This window comes from Vibrio sp. 10N.261.55.A10 (assembly GCF_041470825.1).
GTDB classification, from domain to species: Bacteria; Pseudomonadota; Gammaproteobacteria; order Enterobacterales; family Vibrionaceae; genus Vibrio; species Vibrio crassostreae_C.
In genome coordinates this window covers 32,122-50,072 of the sequence record NZ_JBFRNC010000038.1, presented here as the reverse complement: position 1 = coordinate 50,072, position 17,951 = coordinate 32,122, and the positions used below count along the sequence as shown (strand labels likewise).

Genomic DNA, 17,951 nt, shown 5'->3' with positions numbered 1-17,951 from the left:
ACACATTTCAGGACGGGACAGCAGGCATAAAAAAGGCTAGCCTCCCCCCGAAGTCTAGCCTTATTCCAGAACGCGCAAGCGAGGCGTCTTTGGTGTTAATGTCATTATATAATTACGACATAACATTCTGCCATGTGTAATTTACCGCTAATAAACAAATTGCTGTGAATCACATCGCACTTTTAAAATAGCACAAAAATTAAGCGTTTGTAGCTTGCTCAAGGTCATCGGCAATGAAGCCACCGGTTTGGTGATTCCACAACTGCGCATAGATACCATTTTGGTTAATCAGATCTTGGTGCGTGCCTTCTTCAACGATATTCCCTTCATCCAAAACGATCAGGCGATCCATTGCTGCAATGGTGGATAGGCGGTGTGCAATCGCAATAACCGTTTTGCCTTCCATTAGCTCAATTAAGCTCTCTTGGATGGCCGCTTCTACCTCAGAATCGAGTGCAGAAGTTGCTTCATCGAGAACCAATAGTGGTGCATTTTTCAAAAGAACACGTGAGATAGCGACACGTTGACGCTGACCACCAGAAAGCTTAACGCCACGTTCACCTACTTGAGCATCGTAACCAATGTTGCCAAACGGGTCGGTTAGCGTTTCGATAAACTCATGCGCGTGTGCTTGTTTAGTTGCCGCGTATACTTCTTCGTCTGATGCCTCTGGTCGACCGTAAAGAATGTTGTCTTTGATCGAACGGTGCAGCAGTGAGGTATCTTGGGTCACCATACCTATGTTGCTACGCAGAGAATCTTGAGTAACGCTCGAGATCTCTTGGTCATCAATCAGGATGCGACCACTTTCTACATCGTGGAAACGCAGTAACAAGTTAACCAATGTCGATTTACCTGCGCCAGAGCGTCCAACCAAGCCTACTTTTTCACCTGGTTTGATGTTTAGGTTTAGCTTATTGATAACCCCTTTGTTTTCACCGTAGTTGAAGCTCACGTTTTCGAAGTTGATGCCGCCTTGTGGAACCTTAAGTGGCTGCGCATCTTTCTTATCTTCGATAGCGATGGGCTTCGATATGGTCTTAATGCCATCAATCACGGTACCTAGGTTTTCAAACAGGCCACCGATCTCCCACATGATCCATTTCGACATGCCGTTAATACGTAGAGCCAAACTCACCGCAATCGCAATGGCACCCACAGTGATTGCGCTATCGAGCCATAGGTAGATAGAGATACCCGCGATGCTGAATACCAGTAGGTAGTTAGCGAATTCAACACAGATGTTGAAGCCAGTAACAAGGCGCATTTGTCGATACACGGTATCTAGGAAACCTTCCATGCCTTCTTCAGCGTATTCGGTTTCACGTTTACTGTGTGAAAACAGTTTTACTGTCGCAATATTGGTGTAGCTATCAACAATACGACCTGTCATCAGTGAACGAGCATCCGCTTGCTCTGAAGACACGTCTTTTAGCTTTGGCACGAAGTGCAGTTGAATACCGATGTAAACGAATAGCCAAATCAGCATCGGAGCCATCAAGCGCCAATCTGATTCAGCAAGCATGAACAGCATCGCCGTGAAGTAAACCGTCACGTAGACAAACACATCGACCATCTTGGTCACAGTTTCGCGCACTGCAAGCGAGGTTTGCATCACTTTGGTCGCGACACGTCCGGCGAAGTCATCTTGATAGAAGGACAGGCTTTGCTTCAAAAGGTAGCGGTGTGCTAACCAACGAATCGACATTGGGTAGTTGCCCAGCAAAGTTTGGTGAAGCAATAGCGAGTAAACACTGATCAAGATTGGCATCACAACCAACAGCAGAATACCGAGCCCCATCAATGTCGATTCGTTGTCTGCTAAGAAAGTGTCTGGGTTGCTTGTTGATAGCCAGTCGACCAATTGCCCCATGTAACCGAACAGCGCGACTTCGATGATCGCGATGGTCATGCTCATCAACCCGAGCAAAATCAATGGTTTTTCGAAACCTCGAGTGTAATGGCGGCAGAATGCCAGTATGCCAGTAGGAGTTTGTATCGGCTCTCCCTTTGGAAAGGCTTCAGTAAAGCCTTCAAATTTCTTGTACATAGATTTCCCTTTATAAACTAGTGCATCTATAAGCGACTGCATCGTTGGTGCAGCTTTGTTTTTATAGTCTTGATTTGAAATTTAACTGTCTTAGTTTGAAATTATATAAGCGCCCATGGGTTCTTATCAGTATTAAATCATTCGATGGATTTTGTTCTAGCGCCTATTTAGGCACTTGGCTTTAAAACACTAAAACTTTGTCTAAGCGATGCAGGAAAGGTCCAAAGAGTGTCTTTCATGACGCTTATTTTAGATTGAATTAGACAGGAAAAGTTAAGCTGATTTCAAACGTAATTGATTGTTATGCAACGGTGATAATCCTAACGTTAAATGGATTGAATTGTAATCAAAACTCGTGATGGGCGAGAAAATGGAATCAGAATATTTATCCATAAAGTGACTTAACGAATATGCATACAGTTGGTTCTTTCTGATGTGCTGTTATCTTGCAGTAAAAATTACCGATTAATCTAAGATCTGCAGTAATTGTTTGGGATAAATATTCAAATCAATATTCTTTTCAGTGAATCTTGTCGTAACAAGTTGTTTACAATTCTGAAGTAAATAAAAGATAGGGACGGTTGAAATGTTAAACCTACACAAAAAATCACTTCATATCACTAATGTTCAAAACGCCAATTGCGTTGTTATGGTGCCACCAAAAGAGTTTAAATTTAACGAAGAAACAGCACGTGATAACGAATTTCAGCACAGAGTTAATCTGACCGAAGCTGAGGTGAAAGTAGAAACGATGGCCGAATTTAAAGCTATGGTCGCTTCGTTGCGTAAAGAAGGTGTGCAAGTTGTAGAGTTTGATTACCCAGAATTGGGCGTTGAAACTCCGGATGCTGTTTTCCCAAACAACTGGTTCAGTACCTGTAGTGATGGAAGCTTATTCACGTTCCCTATGGCGTGTGAAAACCGTCAGAATGAAGTTAAGCCAAATGCTCTTATTGAAGCGTTAGAAGCGTCGGGTCGCATTGTTAACCATAGCGAGTCTCTAGAGTCTTACATCGCGCAAGGTTCTTATCTAGAGAGCACGGGCGTGATGGTGATCGACCATATCAACAAGACCATCTACGCTGCGCTTTCTCAGCGTTGTGACCGCGAAGTGTTAGAAGATTATGCGAAGCGCATTGGTTATTCTCGCGTGGTCTCGTTCCAAACGGCATTACCGTCTGGCCAACCGATTTACCATACCAATGTGATGATGGCGATTGGCGATAACTTCTGCGTGATCTGTGATGAAGTGATTCCTGAGTTTGAACGCCGCTTTGTGGTGAAGTCGCTTGCTAAAGATAAGCAGGTTATCTCTATCTCAATTGATCAGATGAACCGTTTCTGTGGCAACATCCTGCAGCTTGAAACCGTGAATGGCGACAAGGTGATCGCGATGTCTCAATCGGCTTACGATGCGTTTTCTCCAGCCCAGTTAGCTCAGCTTTCGACGCATGGAAAACTGCTGCCATTTAACGTGAAAACGATTGAAGACATTGGTGGTGGTTCGGTGCGATGCATGTTGGGTGAGGTGTTCCTACCAACACGAGTTAATCGCTTGTAACAAGTATAGAAAGTATAACAAGCACTCACTTTCAGTAATGAATCTTTGAATACCACTCTTATCGCAGAGTGGTATTTTTGTTTTTGTCTTTCACATATAAGAGAACAGAGCTCGATACAGGAGTCAACGCGCAAAAGCTAATGGAAATAAGCTATGAAGCGTCCTTAAAAGCTCTGTGTTCGATGAACTGAGCCGACAGTGTTACGACTTCTTTGGAGTAGACGAGCGCCGTGTGGTTGAGTTTGAGGGCGTAAGTATCCGTTGCTCCTCTCAGGTTGGCGTCTTCGAGTGTGACTGTGCCATCGCCCGGGTTTCTTCCCAGAACAATACGTCCGACTCCGGCGTCGTAGGTACCTGTAATCACGCCAATCGGCACATCAATATCGTAGTCACCCAGGCCATCGCTTAAGATCATTTTGCTCGAACCAAATATAAAACCAAGCCCATGATTCGACAGTGTTTTGGCGATAGTTGCCCCATTGTGCGGCGTCCCTGCGGTAATAATGCAGGTGTCGGCAAAATTGGGCTGATAAAACTTAAAGTAGTGACGAATGAGTAAGCCACCGAGTGAGTGACCAAAGAAATAGACCTTATCGTGTTCATCAAAGCGCGCATTCACGAAGCGATTTAGGCGTTTTGCTGCGGAAGGAAAGCGCAGTGAGTTGTAGGCGAACTTATGGGTGGTGAAGCCGCGTTTCTTAAAATTTCTATCTAGATATTGCATGATCAACGCAGGCATATACAGACCATGAATTAAAACTATGTGTTTGTTTTTATTATTCATTATTGCCCTCCGTCTGATGGTATTTCCAGTATATGGAGTCGCAATTCTAAACTCAATAAAACTTGCTACGAATGAGACACAAAAGGCAGAGGTGTAAGTTATAAACAGAGCGTTCGTTATAGAGCAAGGTTGGGTTAGTCCGATCTCACTCCACCATACACATCTATGGTTAATCCGCCTTGTTTGGCGTAAGTATTGGGTGTTAGACTTTTTACCTTATTGAAGCTTCTCTCTAATGTCCTTTATCGCCAAGTTTTGCAATCCATGTCGAACTAAGCTCTTTTAATATCTTACGAATCAGTTCGCTGTGTCTATCTGTTTGACTTGCCGATATCTAAGGCACCAGTAAATCTTATGATTCTGAATTTTCAGTTTTGGTTAGCTCAGTATCACCTGCTTCACTTTTTGCTTCCGGTTCAACCAAAACTTTGATTACGCCTTTTTGTAGGATCAGGTTATTAGGGTAGGTGATAATGTTGCCCGAACTGTGTCGAAGAATAACATGGAACATGGTGATATCGATGATCACACCGCTGATGTCTTCGTCTTTCTCCGCGACTCTTACTCTGTCGCCAATGCGATAAGGGAAGACGAAAAATATTAGTACGCTGGCTGTGAGGTTACTTAGAATCGACCATTGCGCGAATAAAGCGACACCCAGCACCGCAAATATCGAAGACAAGAACAGAGAAATATCACCAAAACCCAAGTTAAGAACAATCGTAAACACAGCGATGAAGAGTAGAAACAGAACAATATTGAAACACTTAATCACGAACTGCTTTCGCTTCAATTCGACACGTTTATTTTCCGCTAATGTTTCTATCCAGTTCTTACCTAAGCGTTTGATCACCCAATACACAGTGATAAGAAGTAAACCTAAAACTACTTGTCTAAGCCACATATTGGATTGCAAAAACTCAACCATTAAATAAACCTCAATTTTTTCAAAATAACGACCTCTGCCGCTATGACCACGAGCAGCCCAACGCAAAATAGTGGAAATGCTATCGGGTTATCTGTTCCGGGTATCCCAGCGATATTGACACCCAGTAAACCGGTGAAAAACCCAGCAGGGAGGAAAATACCTGCAATGATAGAAAATAGGTACGTATTTCTATTCATTTTTTCAGCTTGTTGCTGACTTAGGCTCGCTAAAAATACATTAATTTGTTCGATGTAAAACTCAACAGACTCGTTAATTCTCAGGATGGTATCAAGGCTGTTCTTTATATGACTGTTGTGCTTACTCAATGGCGCAGGTAGGTCACTCATTAAATCTTCAAAAACGTATTTCTGTGGCTTCAAATAACGCCTTAGTCTGAGTAGCCTTGAATGTAGAGCGTTAATGGATCTTATGTCGATATTGGATGTAGATTCTAACTCGTCAATTAATAGTTCGACGGGTGCTAGGAAGGTTGAAATACTGTGGTTGATTCCACGGATCATGCCCAACAACACATCAGGTAATGATGTAGGGCCTTGGTTTTGTTTGAGATCAGATATCAGATTACTGACCGCTTTTGAAGGAACTTTACGTGTCGATATTAAAGTGCCTTTGTACCATAAGATGCGTAGGCTAAGCATGTCGTCAGGGTTAGCACCTTCGTTTAGATTAATGCCTCGCAGAATCATCAAAAAACAGTCGTGGCCAAATTGTTCGAACCGAGGGCGGGTGTCATCGGTGAGTAATGAATCGATGATGGCATTTGGAACCGTATTACTGTGGAGCCATTCTCTCAAACCGTCAGCATCTCTTTGGCAGTGATACCAAGTTGATTGCTCGAATGAGGCTGGGCTGGTGGTGTGTTCATGTGCCACCCCCTCAGAAAATTGCCAGCTTGAAATTATGAAAGCGTCCATTCATTTGTCCTTAATGATATGACGTAAACATTGATATTATGCGCCATTCAGGCGCGGTATTGAACTGAGCTTAATCGTGGTAAGTTCAATGAGCGATGTGAGTGAGATGAAGTCTAATAAGACATGTTGGTCTTTGGAGTACGACGGACTCTTCCATTATTGTCTCTATTAAATGTAGCTCATTGTTTCGTCGTTATAAATTAGCACTCTGGCTCCATGTTAGCGACGAAAAAAAGAAAAGACCGAGGTCTTTTCTTTTTAGGGGAGGTTGCGGAGAGCTTGCTCAGGCAACTCGAGTTTTCCGATGGTTTACATAAGCAAAAGCACTAGCGACAAGAAGCAAAAATGTCTTGGTTCTCTCGGTATTCTTTGGTTTGCACGTCCATTAGGCCAAGCAAGGAGTCGAACAGGTTATCGTGAGAAAAGCTCTGCTCTTTCCCCGCCTTTCTTAAGCAGGTTTGGTTTATCCCTTTCTGCTCGGCGAAGCCATCAGACATCCACATGATCATAGGCACATGGGTTTGCTCTTTCGGTGCTAATGAATAAGGCATGCCGTGTAAGTAGACACCATTTTCGCCTAATGACTCTCCGTGATCGGACACGTACATCAACGCCACGTTGTATTTGTCGGTCAGTTTCTCTAGTTTTTGCATCGCCTGTGAGAGGAAGAAATCCGTGTACAAGATGGTGTTGTCGTAGGTATTGACCACTTCTTCTTTGGTACAGTTTTCAATATCGGCGCGAGCACAGTCTGGGGTGAATTTCTTATGTTCTTCTGGATAGCGTTCAAAGTAAGTCGGGCCATGAGAACCAGAAATATGGTAGAAAATGATGCTATCTTGCTTGAGATCTTGCGTATCTTGTTCGAAGTTCTCTAGCATCGCTGTGTCGTAGCATACGTCGTTATTACACAATGGGTCGCTGTCTTTGGCGATGAGCGTCATCTCTTTGATTCGATGTGCGACCGCCTTATCCCCACCATCATGTTCTCTCCAAATAGAGTGAATGCCCGCGCGGTTCATAATGTCGACCACGTTATCTTGGTTGTAGGCTTTGTCGCGATCATAGTTGCTGCGATTCATGTTCGAGAACATGCAGGGTACTGAAACTGCGGTGGCTGTACCGCACGACTGAACATCAGAGAAAAATATCGGGTTATAAGGCTTGGTATGAGCGTTGGTTTCTCTCTCATAGCCATAATATTGGTAGTTATACACGCGAGCGGTTTCGCCAAGCACAAACACCAATAAGGTCGGTTTGGTTGCCGCTTTTGCTTGTGGCTTGAGTTGAGCATCTAATCCCAATTCTTGATAGGGGATGGGCTGTTTGATGTAGGTGTTATTGATATATTTGACTGTTGATGCTACATACTCGGTCGGAATGATCATCTTTTTGATGTGCGAGTTATTGCGACCAATCGATACGTAATCTTTGTAGAAAAGCCCGGCAATAATCGCAATGACGATCAAGGAAGAGAGCAAGCCAATCGATTTCCAGACAAAGAAATCCTTCCAAGACTCTTTTTCAAGTTTGGTAAACAACAGGATGAGAGATGGAATACCACCCATAGCCAGTAGCCATAAGATCGAGTGACCACTGATATAGCTGGCTGCTTCACCGCTGTTGGTTTCGAAGACGTTTTCTATCATTCCATAGTCTACAAAAATGCCGTAGTTGAACATGCTGTAGCTGACTAAGGTTGAGGTGATCAGCAATAAGATGAAAAACGGCTTAGAGAAAATAGGCCAGTTGAAGACTTGGAAGATTAAATTAAAGGCAGCAAGGAAGAAGATAGGAATGGAGATAAGAAACGCAACGCTTTCAGACTTCGATGCCTGAACAATACTAAACAGTTCTTGGGAGAGAGGTAGATTGACGACAAGCAGATAATACACGGCCAACACAAAAGGCAGCTTGTTTATCGACATGTTAAAGCTTGGTAGATTCATAGGTCTTGTTTTCCTGCGTCTCTTATCCCTTTATTTTAGTCTCGCTACCAAGAAAGCTCTAATATCAACGCATAAAGCTCAGTAAGTAATGGTGAGCGATAAACCGGCTAAAGTGAAATGACGCGATAGTGCGTGTAGAAACAAAAAATTCACTTTACTGAGTGACCTTCATGACAAGGTGGAACAGCAAAGTGAATTAGTATGTTCAGCTTATTCTATGTGGTTCAATCACATTAGAAGTTGTAAGAACCACCGAAGCTAATGCTGTTGAAGGCAAGTGTTTTGTCTTCTTTCTTAAAGCCGTAGTCGTTCTCAACACTCACTGCGTCTGCTTGTGAGATTAGGCGTAGTGTTAGATGTTCGATTGGCGTGTATTCAACACCAACACCAAAGTGGAAACCGGTACCGCTGTCATCATCGTAACCAGCGCTCTTATTTGCGTGTAGGTCAACAGAGCTTAAACCAGCCAATACGAACGGACGAATCGTGTTGTCGAACGTGTAACCTAGGTTTGCTGATACAGAAACAGACGTTGGAGACATTTTTTCTGTACCTTTTTTGTAGTCTGCGTAGTCGTTGTAGCCAAGCTCAACACCTACGATACGGTTGAACTGGTAGCCGCCGTATAGGTTGTAACCCATGCCGTCTGAGTCTAGGTTGCCTTGACCGTCTGTATCAGAATCTTGGTACACACCAAGACCGCCACCGATGTACGCACCACCGTCAGTGCCTGCTGCTAATGCAGGAAGAGAAACCGCGCCGATTAAACCCAGTGCTAATGCTGATTTCGCGAATTTGTTCATTGTTCTTACTCACTCTTTAATGTCATGCAGTATCAATTATTTTTGTTGTCGGCCTTTCGACCGTTGGTGAGCATTATTCCGTAGTCTTATACGTATTACTGTATGGCTTTGTAAGCTAAATCGTTACATAGTAGATAAAATGCTCATCCGGTTGCTTAGTGAGTTAGGCTGCCAAAAACAAGGAATACACATGCTAATGAAACAAAATACATGTTTGGTGGTTGTGGACGTGCAAGGTAAGCTTGCACGCCTTGTTGATGAGAGTGAGACACTTATTTCTAACTGTGGAAAGTTGATTAAGGGCGCACAGGTTTTGGGTCTGCCAATTATTCGTTTGGAGCAGAATCCAGAGAAGCTAGGTGCGACGGTTGATGAACTCAATGACCTTTTGAGTGATGCTAAACCAATACCTAAATTCACGTTTAACGCGTGTGATGAGCCCAAGTTTGTTGAGGCGGTTCAAACCAAGGATGTAGAGACTTGGTTGGTGTGGGATTGAGGCTCATATTTGTGTTTATCAAACCGCATTGGGTTTGTTGGAGCTTGGGTACAGGGTTCAGGTAGTTGGCGACTGTATTGGTTCACGGACAGCATTGAATAAGAAGTTGGCTATCAGCCGATTACAGGACGCTGGTGTCCAAATTACGGGATTAGAAATGAGCTTATACGAGCTAGTGAAAGATTGCCGCGCACCAGAATTTAAGCTCATTCTATCCTTGACTCGTTAACTTGGGTTTCGTTTAGGTCCGATTCGTTAACTTTCCATTTTGAAGAGGTTTATTTGAACAATCTAATCGTATTTACCGGAGGGCCGGGATCTGGAAAAACCTCAGTCATCGATGCTTTGAAAAGTCTGGGCTATCGCTGCGCACCAGAAGTTGGACGTAAAGTGATTCAGCAACAAGTCGAGCAACAAGGTAGAGCCTTGCCGTGGTTAGATAAAGTGACTTTTCGTGACGAAATGGTGCGAGAGGAGTTAGCGAATTACCAAGCGTTTGAGGAAAGTGAGCAACTCGTTTTCTTTGATAGAAGCATCGTAGATTCATACGGTTACAGCTTGTTAGAAACGTTGCCTATTTCAGAGTCTTTGCTGAATAACTGTAATGAACTGGAATACAACAGCAAGGTATTTATCTTCCCGCCATGGGATTCGATTTTCATCAATGACCAAGAGCGCAAGCAAGATTTTGATGAAGCGATCGCCACCTATGAAAAGATGGTGACAGCCTATAATCAGTTTGGTTATCAGCTGGTGGAAGTGCCTAAGCTATCTGTTGAGGTACGAGTCGAGTTTATCTTAGCCTCGGTTGGTTAGATTAATCGAAACAGTCGGTGTTACGGCTCTTGAGAGGCGATTGTCGAACCGCCACCGATACCGACAGCAATGATTTGTCTGGTGTTATGTAGCCAGCTGGCTGCGGTTTCAACGTCTTGCCCTTTGAACAGAGTGCGGTTGATGTCTAGGTTCTTGCTTGATTGTTTCGTTGATACTTTAGTCACTGTTTGCTCAACCGGTTCATGCGTCAGACACGAATACCTACCAAGATGTACTCTCTTAATAAGCTAAAATATATACGAGTCAATTATCGTAATTTTTGAGTCTTATTAGTAACTACTCACTATCTATATTCTTCAGCGTTAATGTGAATGTCATGCCTTGGTCTGGGTTGTTCTTTGCTATCAAGGTGCCTTGCATATCCCGTACATTGTTGGCTGTAATAGCTAACCCCAGCCCCAAACCTTCGCCCATTTTTTTGTTGGTATGAAACGGTTCGAAAATGGTTTCGAGTTGATCTTCAGACACACCACAACCGTTATCTTGAACCTTGATGATCACGCGTTGTTGCTCGGTATGAGCGCTGATCACAATGGTTGCTGGTTTCTGATTCTGCGTGGCATCGACAGCGTTTCTAAGCAGGTTACCAAGCACTTGACGAAGTCGCGCCTCTTCTCCCATTACCATCGAAATATTGGAAGCGACACGCACGCGAATATCGACGTTTTCCAGTTCGGCTTGATGAATTCGCAGGGTTTCTTGCAGTGCGTCTGTCAGTGAAACTGGGTAAGGCTTTTCAAGTCTTTGGAAGGCGAACGACTTCAATTGGCTGGTCATGTTAGCCATTCTGTCGATCAGGCTCATGACTAAGTCCATATTCGCTTTCAACATCTTGGTCTCGCCTCTTTCCATCAATAGCTGGTTACTTGAAAGTAGCGTTTTTAGGCCAGTAAGCGGCTGATTGAGTTCATGAGTAATCGCACTCGACATGCGACCCAATGCGGCAAGTTTGCTTGATTCGACCAACTCTTGCTGTGCATCTTTTAGGTCTTGCGTTCGCTCTTCTACTCGCAGTTGCAGCGTTTTATTGGCATTTTGCACTGCAATTTCTGCTTTTTTACGCTTACTAATATCGATCACGGTACACAGATAATAAGTGGTCGCATGCCAAGGAAAGGCACTTATAGAGAACAGTACCGGAAAGTAGCTACCATCGCTGCGCCTTGCCATGGTTTCGACGCTGGTGATCTCGGCCAGTTCTTGGTGTTGGTCTAGATTTTTTAGCAGCTGTAGCGTGGTTGAGTTTGGGTTGCCCGCTTCAAATAACTGCCACGCCTTAATGTTGTTGATCATCGAATCGGACAGGCAGAAGTAGTTCTTCGCCATCAGGTTAATGTCGTGGATGTGGCCGTGTTTATCGATCAGTACCAGCCCAACGTGGGTCTTGTTTATCATTCCGGATAGGCGCTTTTCCGACTCTTCGATAAGCTTTTGGATTCGCAGGTTACTGAGTTTCTTCTGGCGTCTTTGGTAAAGAATCACTAGCAATAACATGACGAAGAGACAGGCCACCGCTACGCTCCAACTGATCCAACTCGTGGTCTGGTTGAGGCTAGTTAATGGGGTGAGGTAGGTTAAGCGCCAATTGAGGTCGTCTAACTTGATTGACTGAATCAGGTAATCCTTACCTTGCAGTCGCCAAACGCGAATATGGGTTTGGTCGTACAACTCGCGTTTTGTAGCTGTTGGCTGGGAATTGAAGGTGTCATTGAACCAATCGGCACTCAGCTTGTTGTCGCTGGAGAGGAAGAACTGATCTCTAGGGTTCTGGAACAGTATCGCTTCACCATCGGCGAACCATTGATCGGTCAGTAACGACAAGTCGATTTGTACCGCCACAATACCTACTATATCTGACGCTCGATAAACGGGTGCGGCAATGAAGTAATCGGGCGTCACGCCTTTGTTTTTTGTTACCACTGAAATCGCACCACCTTGCTGGTGGATTTTAGAAACAATCATGCTGGCGTTCTTATTGCTCAGTTTGCTTCTTTCGACACTCGATACCAACAAGTCACCTTCGCCAGAAAGCAGATACCAGCCCTTGGTATTGGCGGCTTTATCCAATTGAATCAGCTGTTTCTTGATGCGTTTTTCAAGGCGGTCTTCACCATCGATAAAACGAACCGTGGTTTCATCATTGGTTACCAGGTAGGGCAGATAATAGAAACGCTTAAGGGTTCGCCTCGCTTCTGCAATGTAACCAAGGAAGCGTTGTTCGGCGTAGCGTTGGGCTTGCTCGAGTTTCCACTGGCTGATGCCATTCTTGGTGGTAACCTGCACCAATCCAATCAATAAACAGGCACATAGGAATAACCAATATCGATTGTTGTTAACCATGCTTGATTAAATCCTTTTAAAATTAGTGATTTACCTATTCAAGTTAATGAGATACGAAGCTTCACTGTTTTATTGCTTGGAAGGTGGAGTGTGAGACAAATCGAAGCTAACAAACATTATTAAACTGTTAAAGGAGTGTTATTCAAAGTGGGAGCTAGCTCCTTTTCGTCTGAGGTTTTTTTACATACCGTGGACGATATTAATCAGATGTAGAGTGGCGGAACCAAACTATGCAGCGTATTGCTTTAATTGAAGATGACGCGATTGTGCGTCAAGCAACCAGCCAATGGTTGCAGCTGGCGGGCTTCGATGTCACCGCATTTGAAGTAGGACAAGATGCGTTAAACGCCGTAGAGCAGGGTGATTTTCAAACCATTATCACCGATGTTCGTTTACCTGATATTGATGGTGTTGATCTGCTAGGGCGTTTCAAAGGTCTTGTGCCAGATGTGCCTGTTATTTTGATTACTGGGCATGGTGATGTCGATATGGCGGTGAAAGCCTTACAGCAAGGTGCCTATGACTTCATTGAGAAGCCATTCGACCCAGAGCGTCTGTCTCAAACGGTATCGGAAGCGGTAGATAAACATCAAAGTGGCCAAGACAGAAACAGTCGTCAGAACTATCTGGATAACCTTAAGGGCATTGAACAGGTGCTGATCGGTCGCAGTAAAGTGATGTGTGAACTGCGCGAGCAAATCCAGAAAGTCGCTTCCATAGACACCAACGTGATCATCTATGGTGAAACGGGTTGTGGTAAAGAGCTGGTCGCCTCTTGCTTACATGAATTCAGCCAACGTAAAACCCATCCGTTTGTTCCGCTCAACTGTGGCGCAATCCCAGAAAATCTCTTTGAAAGCGAGCTGTTTGGACACGAAGCCGGAGCGTTTACTGGTGCGGCCAAACGACGCATTGGTAAGCTGGAATTTGCCGACAAAGGCACAGTGTTCCTTGATGAAATAGAGAGTATGCCGCTGTCGATGCAGGTAAAAGTGCTGCGTACCTTGCAAGATAATGTCGTCGAACGCGTGGGGGGGAATCAGCAACAACATGTTGATCTACGAGTGGTCTCTGCCTCGAAAAGCGATCTACTGAATCACCCCGACTTTCGCCAAGATCTATTCTATCGTTTGAATGTTGCCCAGCTGCATTTGCCTCCACTCAGTGAGCGTGAAGAAGATGCCTTACTTTTGTTTGAACACTTCACCCAAGAAGCCAATTCCGAAACACGTATAGCCAGTGAGGCTGATCGCTATGCACTGCTCTCGTATGCGTGGCCGGGCAATGTGCGTGAACTGCGTAATGTTGCGATTCGTTTTGCATTGGATGAAAGCTTGACCGTTGGGGATATTTTGGCGTGTCGTCCCAATTCTGTCACAGAGTCCACAACGGCGGGCATCCCTTTGGCGGTTCAAGTACAGAGCTTTGAAAGGAAAGTGATTCATGATGCCTTAGTTCGTTATAAAGGGCGTATCAATGACGTGATGCAAGATTTGGATTTACCTCGTCGAACATTGAACCAAAAGATGGTGCGTTATGGGTTAAATCGAAGTGACTATGTTGACCCTTAGAGAGCGGCTTCATCGCAGTGCTTGTTGATTTTTAATGAGCAATAAATGGCTCATTGCATATTTATCAATTTACATACATTGATCACACAACTGCAACATGGTGTGACTTGCTTCCCGATCTACAGGTGTTAATTCCGGTAGCCGATAAGCCAAAAATGGCTTACTTAATAACAGGGGAATAAGCAAAAAACGGCTTATTTTGAATAGGTTTTAAAATAAAAGTAAATTAAAACAAATAGTTAAAAATTGGCATTACGCTTGCTATCTATTGTTGTTAACAAAAATATAACGTGAATAACCCTACATGGAGAGTAACAATGAAATACAACAAGCTGGTTAAAACTTTAGCGCTAGCAATGGCTTCTCTTGGCCTTATCAGTAATGCGTCAGCTGAAGAAGATCGCAGCTATATTTTAGCGACGGCTTCAACGGGTGGTACCTATTATCCAGTGGGTGTGGCCTTAGCAACATTGAGTAAAGTTAAGCTTGCGCCTAAGCAGCATTTTTCTTTAGCGGCTATCAGCTCTGCGGGCTCGGGTGAGAACGTAAAGTTGTTGAACGAGAACGAAGCTCAGTTCGCAATTCTACAAGGTTTATATGGTGCTTGGGCTTGGCAGGGTTTGGGGCCATATGAGAAATCTGGCAGACAAACTCAACTGCGTTCAGTTTCCATGTTATGGCAAAATGTAGAACACTTTATTGTGCGTTCAGATCTAGCAAAAACAGGTACGGTAAGCGATCTAGAGAACCTAAACGGTAAGAAATTCTCTATCGGTAAGAAGAACTCAGGCACTGAGAATTCAGGACGCCAGATCATGCAGGGCCTATCGGTTAACCCAGAACAATTTAAACTCGCCTTTATGGGTTACGGTGGCAGTGCTAGTGCACTACAAAACGGCACGATTGATGGCATGAATACGCCTGCTGGTGTGCCTGTTGGTGCGGTAACACAAGCCTTTGCTGCCTTGGGTGAAGATATTCAAATCCTGTCGTTTACCGATGCGCAGATCAAACAAGCGAATGGCGATTACAATATCTGGACCAAGTACGAGATCCCAGCAAACACTTATCCAGGTGTCGACAAACCAATTACTACGATTGCCCAACCTAACTTCCTAGCAGTTCGCGAAGACATTTCTGAAGACGATGTGTATCAACTGACCAAAGCTATCTATGAAAACCTACCTTTCCTACAAGGTATCCATAAAGCAACCAAAGCAATGGCACTTGAGAAAGGGATCGCAGGTCTGCCTGTTCCTCTTCACCCAGGCGCTGCACGTTATTATCGAGAGATGGGCATCGAGATCCCTTCTGAGTTGATCGTTAACTAGCTTATCTTTTGTCAGGTAACTATTGGTTCGTGAGCTAATGATTTGTCGCGAACTAGCTGTTTGTCATCAACTAACCCCTTCGTGACTTAATTGCTTGGTGCACGTTCGCTCAAGAATGTGTTCGTGCACCTCCTCACTTTATGGATTTTCTCTTCGTGTTTGCTGCGGAGAGCAGGAGTTTTCTATGAGCGATTCGCTGCAGCAGGAACTGAAAAAATTTGAACTGCCGACCCGAACGGATTTTCCGTGGGTGGGCAAAGCAATAACGACAATGGGAGTGCTCCTCTCGTTGTTACACATTTGGTTTAACACCTTATCTACCTTGCCTGAGCTTTGGATCTCGGCGACCCACTTCGCTGGCTTTGCGATCATTTGTGCACTCTGGTATCCCGCTCATATCTCGCTGAAAAATAGCAAGATAGCGCTGGCTGTCGACATCGGAATTGCCTTGGCGGCTCTGGCTTGTCTTATCTATATCCCCTTCGCAGAAGACGCCCTTTATGACCGAGGCGTAAAATTTATCGCCAGTGATTGGTTTTTCTCTATCTTGGCGATTGCCATCGTCATCGAGCTGATTAGACGCACTATGGGCTGGTTCATTCCAGTGCTTATCTTAGTGTGTTTAAGCTATGTAGTGCTTTGGGGACAATGGACCAGCGGTATTTTTCATTTTCCGGGTTTAAGCCTTGAGACGTTACTTTATCGAAGCTTTTATTCATCAGAAGGGATGTTTGGTTCGATCTCAAGAATCAGTTGGACCTTCGTGTTCATGTTCATCCTGTTTGGCGCATTTTTAGTTCGATCTGGTGTCGGCGACTACATTATTGATGTATCCCGTGCCGCGGCGGGCAAAGTGATTGGTGGCCCTGGTTTCATTGCCGTTATTGGCTCCGGCTTGATGGGCTCAGTCTCCGGGTCGAGCGTAGCAAACACAGTATCGACGGGCGTGATCAGTATTCCCTTGATGCAAAAGGCAGGTTTCCCTTCGCGCTTCGCGGCAGGTGTTGAAGCGGCTGCATCTACTGGCGGGCAGCTGATGCCACCTGTGATGGGTGCGGGCGCGTTCATCATGGCCTCTTACACGCAAATTCCTTATGTCGATATTATTGCGGTTTCCTTCGTTCCTGCGCTTATCTACTTTTTGTCTGTGGCATTCTTCGTGCGCATCGAAGCAAAACGCAGTGGTGTGCAAAAGGTGACTTCTGGCTGTGAGCCTCTATTGAAAGTATTGCTGTCGGGTTGGCACAACCTGATCCCATTAGCGGTGTTAGTGACTCTGTTGGTGAAGGGCTTTACGCCGACTTACGCTGCGGGCATCTCGATTCTGTCTGTCGTGGTGGCTTCATGGTTCTCTAAAAATCACAAAATGGGTCCAAAGGCGATCATCGAAGCGCTTTCTCAAGGCGCAAAAAACATGGCGACCACGGCTGTGTTGCTAGTGGGCATTGGTCTGGTGATCAACGTGATCAGCACGACTGGTATTGGTAACACCTTCTCGTTGATGATCAACAGCTGGGCGAACGGCGATTTGTTGGTGATGATCGCCTTAATTGCACTGGCGTCTTTGATTCTGGGCATGGGGTTACCAGTAACCGCGGCTTATATCGTGTTGGGTACTCTGTCTGCACCAGCTTTGTATAAACTGATTGCTGAAAGTCAGTTGCTCGACCTGTTGGTTTCGGGACAGTTACCGGAACAGGCGAAAGCTATCTTCATGTTGGCTGCGCCAGATAAGCTTGATTTGCTGAACGCGCCAATGGCACTTGAAACAGCCAAAGAGATGATTGCGTTAGTCCCTGCTGATTTTGTGGAAACTCTGCTTGAACAGAGCCTTGGCTTAGAAGCGATCAGCCTTGCACTGCTTTCTGCCCACTTGATCATTTTCTGGCTATCGCAAGACAGCAACGTGACTCCGCCTGTTTGTTTAACTGCATTTGCGGCTGCAACCATTGCTAAAACACCCCCGATGAGAACGGGATTAATGGCATGGAAGATAGCCAAAGGCTTGTATTTAGTACCATTGTTGATTGCCTACACTAACTTGGTAAGTTGGGATGTGATCTCCGTGTTAGTCACGGGTGGCTTTGCTGTTATTGGTACTTACGCGTTTATCGCGGCGATTGAAGGTTATCTAGAGAGCGAAGTTAATATTATTACTCGAGTAGCGTTGGTTGCGGTAGGTATAGCTCTAGTATGGCCTGATGTTTCAGTCGTGATCCGTTTGGTATGTGTTGCCATTTTTGTTGGCATCTTTATCTACAGCGGTCGTAAATACGATGCTAATCAAGTGAAAATGGAATCAGAAAGTGAGGAAAAAAAGTTACCTCAAACCGGGTCTAACACTGTCGCGTCTTCCCTATAAT

At 44.6% G+C, this 17,951-nt stretch carries 13 protein-coding genes and 2 pseudogenes; 6 read left to right on the top strand and 9 right to left on the bottom strand.

Going from position 1 to position 17,951, the window contains the following annotated elements; genetic code table 11:
• Nucleotides 1–199: 199 nt before the first annotated feature.
• Nucleotides 200–2,050 (bottom strand): ABC transporter ATP-binding protein, encoded by a 1,851-nt coding sequence (locus tag AB4274_RS12855; RefSeq protein WP_372112214.1) that lies wholly within the window; start codon nucleotides 2,048–2,050, stop codon nucleotides 200–202.
• Nucleotides 2,051–2,636: 586 nt separating this feature from the next.
• On the opposite strand from AB4274_RS12855, the gene AB4274_RS12850 reads away from it, so the two are divergent.
• A complete protein-coding gene (locus tag AB4274_RS12850) occupies nucleotides 2,637–3,611 on the top strand; it encodes an arginine deiminase-related protein (RefSeq protein ID WP_017061193.1) in 975 nt (324 codons plus the stop codon).
• 151 nt (nucleotides 3,612–3,762) lie between these two features.
• Here AB4274_RS12850 and AB4274_RS12845 read toward each other — a convergent pair whose 3' ends face one another.
• The 6 genes and pseudogenes from AB4274_RS12845 to AB4274_RS12820 form a co-directional block, all read right to left on the bottom strand.
• Nucleotides 3,763–4,395 carry an esterase/lipase family protein gene (locus AB4274_RS12845; protein ID WP_372112212.1) on the bottom strand — a complete coding sequence of 211 codons (633 nt, stop codon included), beginning with the start codon at nucleotides 4,393–4,395 and terminating at the stop codon, nucleotides 3,763–3,765.
• 134 nt (nucleotides 4,396–4,529) lie between these two features.
• Nucleotides 4,530–4,729 (bottom strand): annotated as a pseudogene (locus tag AB4274_RS12840) (AraC family transcriptional regulator); the annotation flags it as partial.
• An 18-nt stretch (nucleotides 4,730–4,747) separates the two neighbouring features.
• Complete coding sequence (locus tag AB4274_RS12835; RefSeq protein WP_017070158.1) at nucleotides 4,748–5,323, bottom strand: mechanosensitive ion channel family protein; 576 nt, start codon at nucleotides 5,321–5,323, stop codon at nucleotides 4,748–4,750.
• A complete protein-coding gene (locus tag AB4274_RS12830) occupies nucleotides 5,323–6,258 on the bottom strand; it encodes a CorA family divalent cation transporter (RefSeq protein WP_017062015.1) in 936 nt (311 codons plus the stop codon). The genes AB4274_RS12835 and AB4274_RS12830 overlap by 1 nt, the downstream gene beginning before the upstream one ends.
• 326 nt (nucleotides 6,259–6,584) lie before the next feature.
• Nucleotides 6,585–8,207 (bottom strand): phosphoethanolamine transferase, encoded by a 1,623-nt coding sequence (locus AB4274_RS12825; RefSeq protein WP_372112210.1) that lies wholly within the window; start codon nucleotides 8,205–8,207, stop codon nucleotides 6,585–6,587.
• A gap of 233 nt (nucleotides 8,208–8,440) precedes the next feature.
• The gene (locus AB4274_RS12820; RefSeq protein WP_017070155.1) at nucleotides 8,441–9,010 is read right to left on the bottom strand and encodes a porin family protein; all 570 of its coding nucleotides are present in this window, start codon (nucleotides 9,008–9,010) and stop codon (nucleotides 8,441–8,443) included.
• A 190-nt stretch (nucleotides 9,011–9,200) separates the two neighbouring features.
• Here AB4274_RS12820 and AB4274_RS12815 point away from each other — a divergent pair.
• Together AB4274_RS12815 and AB4274_RS12810 are read left to right on the top strand one after the other, a co-directional pair.
• A pseudogene (locus AB4274_RS12815) lies at nucleotides 9,201–9,738 on the top strand (hydrolase).
• A 53-nt stretch (nucleotides 9,739–9,791) separates the two neighbouring features.
• The gene (locus AB4274_RS12810) at nucleotides 9,792–10,325 is read left to right on the top strand and encodes an AAA family ATPase (RefSeq protein ID WP_016785429.1); all 534 of its coding nucleotides are present in this window, start codon (nucleotides 9,792–9,794) and stop codon (nucleotides 10,323–10,325) included.
• Between the two features lie 20 nt (nucleotides 10,326–10,345).
• Here AB4274_RS12810 and AB4274_RS12805 read toward each other — a convergent pair whose 3' ends face one another.
• Together AB4274_RS12805 and AB4274_RS12800 are read right to left on the bottom strand one after the other, a co-directional pair.
• Complete coding sequence (locus tag AB4274_RS12805) at nucleotides 10,346–10,510, bottom strand: hypothetical protein (RefSeq protein WP_016785428.1); 165 nt, start codon at nucleotides 10,508–10,510, stop codon at nucleotides 10,346–10,348.
• Between the two features lie 112 nt (nucleotides 10,511–10,622).
• Nucleotides 10,623–12,686 (bottom strand): ATP-binding protein, encoded by a 2,064-nt coding sequence (locus tag AB4274_RS12800; RefSeq protein ID WP_372112207.1) that lies wholly within the window; start codon nucleotides 12,684–12,686, stop codon nucleotides 10,623–10,625.
• 230 nt (nucleotides 12,687–12,916) lie between these two features.
• Between AB4274_RS12800 and AB4274_RS12795 the strand changes: the two genes are divergently transcribed.
• From AB4274_RS12795 to AB4274_RS12785, 3 genes are all read left to right on the top strand, one after another.
• Nucleotides 12,917–14,257: a sigma-54 dependent transcriptional regulator gene (locus AB4274_RS12795; protein ID WP_102321268.1), complete on the top strand. Its 1,341-nt coding sequence runs from the start codon at nucleotides 12,917–12,919 to the stop codon at nucleotides 14,255–14,257.
• 317 nt (nucleotides 14,258–14,574) lie between these two features.
• Complete coding sequence (locus AB4274_RS12790; RefSeq protein WP_017061064.1) at nucleotides 14,575–15,588, top strand: TAXI family TRAP transporter solute-binding subunit; 1,014 nt, start codon at nucleotides 14,575–14,577, stop codon at nucleotides 15,586–15,588.
• 184 nt (nucleotides 15,589–15,772) lie between these two features.
• Nucleotides 15,773–17,950 (top strand): TRAP transporter permease, encoded by a 2,178-nt coding sequence (locus AB4274_RS12785; protein WP_017061065.1) that lies wholly within the window; start codon nucleotides 15,773–15,775, stop codon nucleotides 17,948–17,950.
• Nucleotide 17,951: the final 1 nt, after the last annotated feature.

What these genes read in the sequence shown, in the direction of transcription:
- AB4274_RS12855 (WP_372112214.1), bottom strand. Translation starts at nt 2,050, where the DNA reads ATGTACAAGAAATTTGAAGGCTTTACTGAAGCCTTTCCAAAGGGAGAG.
- AB4274_RS12850 (WP_017061193.1), top strand. Translation starts at nt 2,637, where the DNA reads ATGTTAAACCTACACAAAAAATCACTTCATATCACTAATGTTCAAAAC.
- AB4274_RS12845 (WP_372112212.1), bottom strand. Translation starts at nt 4,395, where the DNA reads ATGAATAATAAAAACAAACACATAGTTTTAATTCATGGTCTGTATATG.
- AB4274_RS12835 (WP_017070158.1), bottom strand. Translation starts at nt 5,323, where the DNA reads ATGGTTGAGTTTTTGCAATCCAATATGTGGCTTAGACAAGTAGTTTTA.
- AB4274_RS12830 (WP_017062015.1), bottom strand. Translation starts at nt 6,258, where the DNA reads ATGGACGCTTTCATAATTTCAAGCTGGCAATTTTCTGAGGGGGTGGCA.
- AB4274_RS12825 (WP_372112210.1), bottom strand. Translation starts at nt 8,207, where the DNA reads ATGAATCTACCAAGCTTTAACATGTCGATAAACAAGCTGCCTTTTGTG.
- AB4274_RS12820 (WP_017070155.1), bottom strand. Translation starts at nt 9,010, where the DNA reads ATGAACAAATTCGCGAAATCAGCATTAGCACTGGGTTTAATCGGCGCG.
- AB4274_RS12800 (WP_372112207.1), bottom strand. Translation starts at nt 12,686, where the DNA reads ATGGTTAACAACAATCGATATTGGTTATTCCTATGTGCCTGTTTATTG.
- AB4274_RS12795 (WP_102321268.1), top strand. Translation starts at nt 12,917, where the DNA reads ATGCAGCGTATTGCTTTAATTGAAGATGACGCGATTGTGCGTCAAGCA.
- AB4274_RS12790 (WP_017061064.1), top strand. Translation starts at nt 14,575, where the DNA reads ATGAAATACAACAAGCTGGTTAAAACTTTAGCGCTAGCAATGGCTTCT.
- AB4274_RS12785 (WP_017061065.1), top strand. Translation starts at nt 15,773, where the DNA reads ATGAGCGATTCGCTGCAGCAGGAACTGAAAAAATTTGAACTGCCGACC.